This is a genomic window from Nocardioides sp. (genome assembly GCF_034670285.1).
Classification (GTDB): Bacteria; Actinomycetota; Actinomycetes; order Propionibacteriales; family Nocardioidaceae; genus Nocardioides.
On the sequence record NZ_JAXMNS010000003.1, the window covers coordinates 22,433 to 28,892 of the forward strand.

Here is a 6,460-nt window from a genome sequence, read left to right on the forward strand (position 1 = left end):
CCGCCGACGTGACCCGCACCAGGGTCGTCGTCACCGGTCTCGGGACCACCAGCCCGGTGGGCGGTGACGCGCCGAGCACCTGGGAGGCGCTGGTCGCCGGACGATCGGGCGTACGGCACCTCACCGAGCCCTGGGCCGAGGAGCTGGCGGTCAAGATCGCCGCGCCGGCTCTGGTCGACCCCACCGACATCCTGGAGCGGGTCAAGGCACGCCGCCTCGACCGCAGCTCCCAGCTCGCGATGGTCGCCGCCATGGAGGCGTGGGCCGACAGCGGCCTCGACGTCGCCCAGGCCGCCGGCGATCTCGACGGCGACCGGGTCGGCGTCGCGATGGCCTCCGGCATCGGAGGCGTCAACACGCTGCTGAGCAACTACGACACGCTCAAGGAGAAGGGCCCGCGCCGGGTCTCCCCCCTCGCGGTCCCGATGCTCATGCCCAACGGACCGGCGGCCAACATCAGCCTGTACGTCGGCGCGCGAGCGGCCGTCAACACCCCGGTGTCGGCGTGCGCCTCGGGCAACGAGGCGATCTCGCTGGCCGTCGACCAGATCCGACTCGGCCGAGCCGACGTCGTCGTCGCCGGTGGCACCGAGGCCGCCATCCACCCGCTGCCGATGGCTGCCTTCTCCAACATGATGGCGCTGTCGAAGAACGCCGGCGACCCCACGACCGTGAGCCGCCCGTGGGACACCGGTCGCGACGGCTTCGTCCTCGGTGAGGGCGCCGGCGTGCTGGTGCTCGAGTCCGAGGCTCACGCCCGAGCACGGGGCGCGCGCATCTACGCCGAGGTCCTCGGAGCAGGCATCACCGCCGACTCCCACGACATCGCGCAGCCGGACCCGGCGGGCCGCGGTGGGTCGCGTGCGATCAAGCGCGCACTGCTGGAGTCCGACATCTCGCCGAGCGACATCGTGCACGTCAACGCCCACGCGACGTCGACCCCGCAGGGTGACATCGCCGAGGGCCTGATGCTCCATTCCACCCTCGGGTCGCACGTCGACTCGGTGGTCGTGACCAGCACGAAGTCGATGACCGGCCACCTCCTCGGTGGCGCCGGGGCCCTCGAGGCCGTGGCCACGGTCCTGGCCCTTCACCACCGCAAGGCGCCTCCGACCATCAACCTCGACCACCAGGACCCTGCCGTGCACCTCGACATCGCCACCTCTCCGCGAGACCTGCCTGCCGGCGACATCGCGGCGCTCAACAACTCCTTCGGTTTCGGTGGCGCCAACGTCGCCGTCATCTTTGCGAGCGCGTGAGGCGACTGAGATGACCACCCGCACCGTCGCCGCCAAGCTCCCTCGCGCCGAGGACCCCCGCAACCCGGTCACCCGGCTCGCAGCCCTCGTCGACGAAGGCACCCTCGAGCTCATCACCCCCGACGACGACTCGGGCATGATCGCCGCCATCGGTGCCGTCAACGGCACGCGCGTGGTGGCCTTCTGCTCCGACGCCACGGTCATGGGTGGCGCGATGGGCGACCAGGGTTGCCAGGTCGTCGTCGACGCCTACCACCGTGCGCTGACCGACCGGGTGCCGATCATCGGGCTGTGGCACTCCGGCGGCGCGCGTCTCGCCGAGGGCGTGCTGTCCCTGCACGCCGTGGGTCGGATCTTCCAGATCATGACCCAGGCCTCCGGTGCGATCCCGCAGATCTCGGTCGTGCTCGGCCCCGCCGCCGGCGGCGCCGCCTACGGTCCGGCGCTCACCGACGTCGTCATCCTCGGCCCGGAGGGACGCATCTTCGTCACCGGCCCGGACGTCGTCCGCTCGGTCACCGGCGAGAGCGTCGACATGCTGCGTCTCGGCGGACCTGAGCCGCATGGACGTCGCTCCGGCGTCGTCCACGTCGTCAGCGAGTCCGAGCGCGAGGCACTTGACCGGGCACGTGCGATCACCCACCTGCTGGGCTCCCAGGGAAGCCTGGACCCGGCCTCGGTCGAGGACCGCGACGTCTCCGCCGTCCTGCCGGAGTCGAAGAAGCGCGCCTACGACGTGCACCCGCTGGTCGAGGAGATCCTCGACCAGGGCACCACCCAGGAGCTGCACGCTCGCTGGGCTCCCAACATCGTCACCGCCCTGGGCCGCCTCGGCGGCCGCACCGTCGGTGTCGTGGCCAACAACCCGCTGCGCCTCGGCGGCTGCCTCGACTCCTCCTCGGCGGAGAAGGCTGCCCGCTTCGTGCGCATGTGCGACGCCTTCGGCGTGCCCCTCATCGTGCTCGTCGACGTCCCCGGCTACCTGCCCGGCGTCGGACAGGAGTGGGACGGCGTCGTACGCCGTGGCGCCAAGCTGCTGCACGCCTTCGGCGAGTGCGTCGTGCCCCGCGTGACCCTGGTGACCCGCAAGACCTACGGCGGCGCCTACATCGCGATGAACGCCCGCTCGCTGGGCGCCACGCGAGTCTTCGCCTGGCCCGGCGCCGAGGTCGCGGTGATGGGTGCTGTGGCAGCCATCCGCGTCCTTCACCGCCGCCGGCTGGCCGAGGTCTCCCCCGACATCCGGCCCCAGGTCGAGGCCGAGCTGGCCGCCGAGCACGAGCGGATCGCCGGTGGCGTCGAGAAGGCCGTCGAGATCGGCGTCGTCGACGAGATCGTGGAGCCTCAGCGCACGCGCTCGGCCATCGCGGCAGCGATCCACGACGCCGTCCAGCGCGACGGCGTGCTGCGCGGCCGGCACGGCAACATCCCGCTTTGATCAACCGCGGGCGTCACCAGCTGTGACCGTAACCACTCGGTGTGAGGTGCGTTGATACGTTTGACGAACGTCACAACTGGAGGTTGAGCCATGCTTCGCACGTCCATCGCCCGTCTCGGAACTGCCGCGATGATCACGAGCCTGCTCGTCGTCGGACCCACCGGGTCCGCCGAGGCCCGTGACTTCAAGCCGTGGGGCAAGGCCGTGTCGAAGGACCACGTGCTCAAGCGCGGTTGCCACGACTACTCCTACCGCTACAAGGTCAGGGTCCCGACCGAGGAGTGGCAGGTGGAGATCTTCTTCATCAGCCCCGACGGCACCGGCCTGGCGCACGCCGTCTTCGACTCCAACGCCCACCCGGCCAAGGGCCGCGAGAAGTTCACCGTGTGCCGCCCCTCGACCGAGGTCGGCAAGCACAAGATCAAGATGAAGGTCACGACCGCCGAGGGCGAGACGATACGCAAGGGCTGGGTCAAGCCGACGCGCTTCCGCTTCACAGCCCGCTGACGGGCGGTCGCCGTTCGGGCGATCCTCAGACGACCTGGTGGAGCCAGCGCACGGGCGCGCCGTCCCCGGCGTAGCGGAAGGTCTCGAGCTCGTCGTCCCACGGCTTGCCGAGGAGCTTGTCGATCTCGTGCACGAGGGTGACCTCGCCCATCGCCGACTTCACGACCGCGGCCTTGAGCCGGTCCTCGGGGATCATGATGTCGCCGTGCAGGCCGATGACGGCGTGGAAGACGCCGAGATCGGGGGTGAACGAGTAGCGCGCGCCCTCGGTGACGGTGGTCGGCTCTTCGGTGACCTCGAAGCGCAGGTGGCTCCAGCCACGGAGCGCCGAGGCGATCGAGGCGGCAGAACCGGCCTCGCCGGTCCAGGAGAGCTCGGCGCGGTAGCTGCCGGACTGTGCCGGCTGGGGGGTCCAGACAGCGTTCACGGGCGCGCCGAGAACTCCGCCCACGGCCCACTCGATGTGAGGGCAGAGGGCAGACGTCGCCGAGTGCACGTACAGGACTCCCCTGGTCGTGCTTCGGTTGCTGGTCGTCACATCGGTCTCCTTCATCTCCGGCGCGAGCTACGCCTTCCCCAGCGGGCTCAACAGTGAGATCAAGTGATCTAGTGACAGGTGTGTAGTTAGGTTCTCATTGTGACGCATGGGGCGCCGTTGCGCCAGCCCCGTCGACGCTCAGGTCCATCAGCGTCGCGATGACTTCTTCAGCGATTCCGAGGCCCCCGAGGTGGCTCTCCCCGTCGATGACCCGCAGCTCGGCCGACGGCAGCCGCTCGACCATGTGCTGACCGTGGGCAAACGGCACGATGTGGTCCTCGTCGCCGTGCCACCACACCACCGGCACCTCGACGTCGGACGGGGCGAAACCCCACTCCCGGGTGAAGAGCACCAGGTCGTTCAGCGGAGCCGAGGTCTGGAAGCGCGAGCCGTGCAGCAGGTCGTCGAGGAACATCGCCTTGAACTCCGGGCGACCCAGCAGAGCCTTGTCCCCTGCCGGCTGGACGGCCGCGTAGAGGTCCAGGCCACGACCCGCGAGCGGCTTGACCAGCCGGATCGCCCCGGTGAGCCCGACACCGAGCGGCACCCTGGCAGCTACCAGCGCCGGCGAGAGCTTGACCGCCAGCTGGATGACTCCCCCAGGAGCGGCGTCCACGCCGCGCGTCGGCGCCACACCGCCCAGCACACCCACCGACCGCACGCGGTCGCGAAGCCCGGCGCCGGCGGCCAGGGCGTAGGGGCCACCACCGGACAGACCGATCATCCGAACGTCGTCGACGGCGAGGGCGTCCAGCATCAGCTCGAGGTCCTTGGTCCAGTCGAACAGGTCGGGATACAGGTGAGGGGTCGACGAACCGATCCCGGGTCGATCGATCCCCACCAGCCGCAACCCGTGGTCGAGCGCGTACTGGCGCGCCTCGAGCGGAATCTGACGACGAGCACCGGGGGTGCCGTGCATCCACACGAGCGCCTCACCGCGACGCGAGCCGTACTCGGCAAAGCTCAGCCGGCGGCCATCACGTACGGCGACCGAGCCCTCGAGCGCGGGACGTTCTACTTCCATCATGAGCCGGAGTCTGACACGCCCCTCGGCACGCATCCGAGCGTCTCGCCCGCAGGACGACGCACCTCGATCTAGGCTGCACCCATGCCGACTGCCGAGACCCGCGACACAGGGCTGACCGTGCGCCGCACCCGTTGGTCACGTGCAGCGCTCGCCGGCATCTTCGTCGTCGGCACCCTGGGGCTCATCATCTGGCACGCCAACCACCCCGACGCGCTGCCCACCGACGATCGCGTCGTCAGCGCCAGCACCCCGGTCGACGAACCGGTGTACGTCGGAGTCGCCCGCGGTGTCGAGGGACGCACGCTGCACCTCTCGGGCGTGAAGGTGCACGCCACCAGCAACACCGACGTCAGCGTGACGCCGTTGCTGTGCCGCGGTGGCCAGGTCGAGGCGACCACCGACCCCGCTGCCTTCTGCACCGACCTCGTCAACCCCGAGGGCGAACCCTTCGGCGTCGACGACTCGATCGTCCTCCAGCTCACCAGCGACCAGCCGGCCGTGGCCGTCATCGACCCGGTGCGTCTCGGTTTCCGGGAAAGCTTTCAGTGGGGCACGCTTCCCACCGGCGCGGGCGCCGTCGTCCGCGTGCTGGCTCGCTGAGCTCGATCAGGTCGGGTTGGTCCGACGCTCGAGGTCCTCAGCGCGGGCTGCCGCATCGGTCAGCTCGAGCGAGTCGATGGCGTGGGTGCGGTGGAACCACGCCAGAGCGTCTTCCTCCCGACCCGCAGCAACCAGGGCGTCGGCGTAGGCGTAGCGCAGACGCACGACCCACGGCTGGCGCGACTTGTTGTTGAGCGGGGCGAGCTCGAGGGTGCGCAGCGCGGCGTCAAGCTGACCGAGGTCACGCCGGGCCCCGGCCTCGACGAGGGTCATCTCGGCCTTCGCCTCGGGTGCGAAGTTGACCACCGACGGGCTCTTGGCCAGCTTGAGGGCGTCCTCGGGACGACCCATCGCGCGGTGGCAGTCGGCCATGATCGGCAGGTAGGCGGTGGCACCGTTCATCCGCTTGGCCGCACGCAGCTCGGCGAGCGCCTCGGCGTAGTGACCGGCGGCGTAGGCAGCCTCACCGGTCGCCTCGCGTACGACGGCGAGTCGCGGCGCACGGGCACGAGCGGCGAGGGTGTGCTGGTAGGCCACCTCGGGCTCGTCGTCCAGCAGGGCGCCGGCAGCAGCGAGGTGCCGCGCGACGCGCGCCGCCAGCTTTTCGGGAAGACCCTTCAGCTGAGCAGATATGGCGCGGTCGAGCTCAGCACCGGTGATGTCCTCGGGCAGCGGCGGTCCGTCGTAGACCGCCTGGTCGACGGTACGCGGGATGTCGCGCTTGTCCTCGGGCCGCTTCCAGTCCGTACGACGACCGCCGGAGCCGCGACCGTCAGACGAGCGGCCACCACCACCGCGGTTGTCGGACGACCGGCCTCCGGATCCGCGGCTGTCCGCGTTCCTGCCGTCACCCCTGGCCGCCGGCTTTCCGCCGCGCCCCTGGGGACGTCCACCGTTGGAAGCGCCTCGCGCTCCTCGTCGTTCCTCCGCCACGCTCTTCACCTTTGCTCTTGGGACTGCATCAAACGTACCCCGAAATGAGTAGAGGCCACCCCGGAGGGTGGCCTCTACCAAGTGTTGTCCGGCGGCGTCCTACTCTCCCACAACCTCGCGGTTGCAGTACCATCGGCGCTGACAGGCTTAACTTCCGG

The 6,460-nt window shown here is 70.3% G+C and carries 7 protein-coding genes; 4 read left to right on the forward strand and 3 right to left on the reverse strand.

Annotation, left to right across the window (positions count from 1 at the left end; translation table 11 throughout):
- Positions 1-8 precede the first annotated feature (8 nt).
- The 3 genes from VOI19_RS00465 (at position 9) to VOI19_RS00475 (ending at position 3,204) form a co-directional block, all read left to right on the forward strand.
- Complete coding sequence (locus tag VOI19_RS00465; protein ID WP_323790980.1) at positions 9-1,259, forward strand: beta-ketoacyl-[acyl-carrier-protein] synthase II; 1,251 nt, start codon at positions 9-11, stop codon at positions 1,257-1,259.
- A 10-nt stretch (positions 1,260-1,269) separates the two neighbouring features.
- The gene (locus tag VOI19_RS00470; RefSeq protein ID WP_323790981.1) at positions 1,270-2,697 is read left to right on the forward strand and encodes an acyl-CoA carboxylase subunit beta; all 1,428 of its coding nucleotides are present in this window, start codon (positions 1,270-1,272) and stop codon (positions 2,695-2,697) included.
- 90 nt (positions 2,698-2,787) lie between these two features.
- On the forward strand, positions 2,788-3,204 hold the full coding sequence (locus VOI19_RS00475; protein WP_323790982.1) for a hypothetical protein: 417 nt from the start codon (positions 2,788-2,790) through the stop codon (positions 3,202-3,204).
- 25 nt (positions 3,205-3,229) lie between these two features.
- On the opposite strand, the gene VOI19_RS00480 is transcribed toward VOI19_RS00475, so the two are convergent.
- Together VOI19_RS00480 and VOI19_RS00485 are read right to left on the reverse strand one after the other, a co-directional pair.
- Positions 3,230-3,742 (reverse strand): DUF3145 domain-containing protein, encoded by a 513-nt coding sequence (locus VOI19_RS00480; protein ID WP_416366297.1) that lies wholly within the window; start codon positions 3,740-3,742, stop codon positions 3,230-3,232.
- Positions 3,743-3,836: 94 nt separating this feature from the next.
- On the reverse strand, positions 3,837-4,769 hold the full coding sequence (locus tag VOI19_RS00485; protein WP_323790984.1) for an alpha/beta hydrolase: 933 nt from the start codon (positions 4,767-4,769) through the stop codon (positions 3,837-3,839).
- Positions 4,770-4,850: 81 nt separating this feature from the next.
- Between VOI19_RS00485 and VOI19_RS00490 the strand changes: the two genes are divergently transcribed.
- Positions 4,851-5,369: a hypothetical protein gene (locus VOI19_RS00490; RefSeq protein WP_323790986.1), complete on the forward strand. Its 519-nt coding sequence runs from the start codon at positions 4,851-4,853 to the stop codon at positions 5,367-5,369.
- Positions 5,370-5,375: 6 nt separating this feature from the next.
- Here the strand turns inward: VOI19_RS00490 and VOI19_RS00495 are convergent, their stop codons facing one another.
- Positions 5,376-6,302 (reverse strand): tetratricopeptide repeat protein, encoded by a 927-nt coding sequence (locus VOI19_RS00495; RefSeq protein ID WP_323790987.1) that lies wholly within the window; start codon positions 6,300-6,302, stop codon positions 5,376-5,378.
- Positions 6,303-6,460 lie beyond the last annotated feature (158 nt).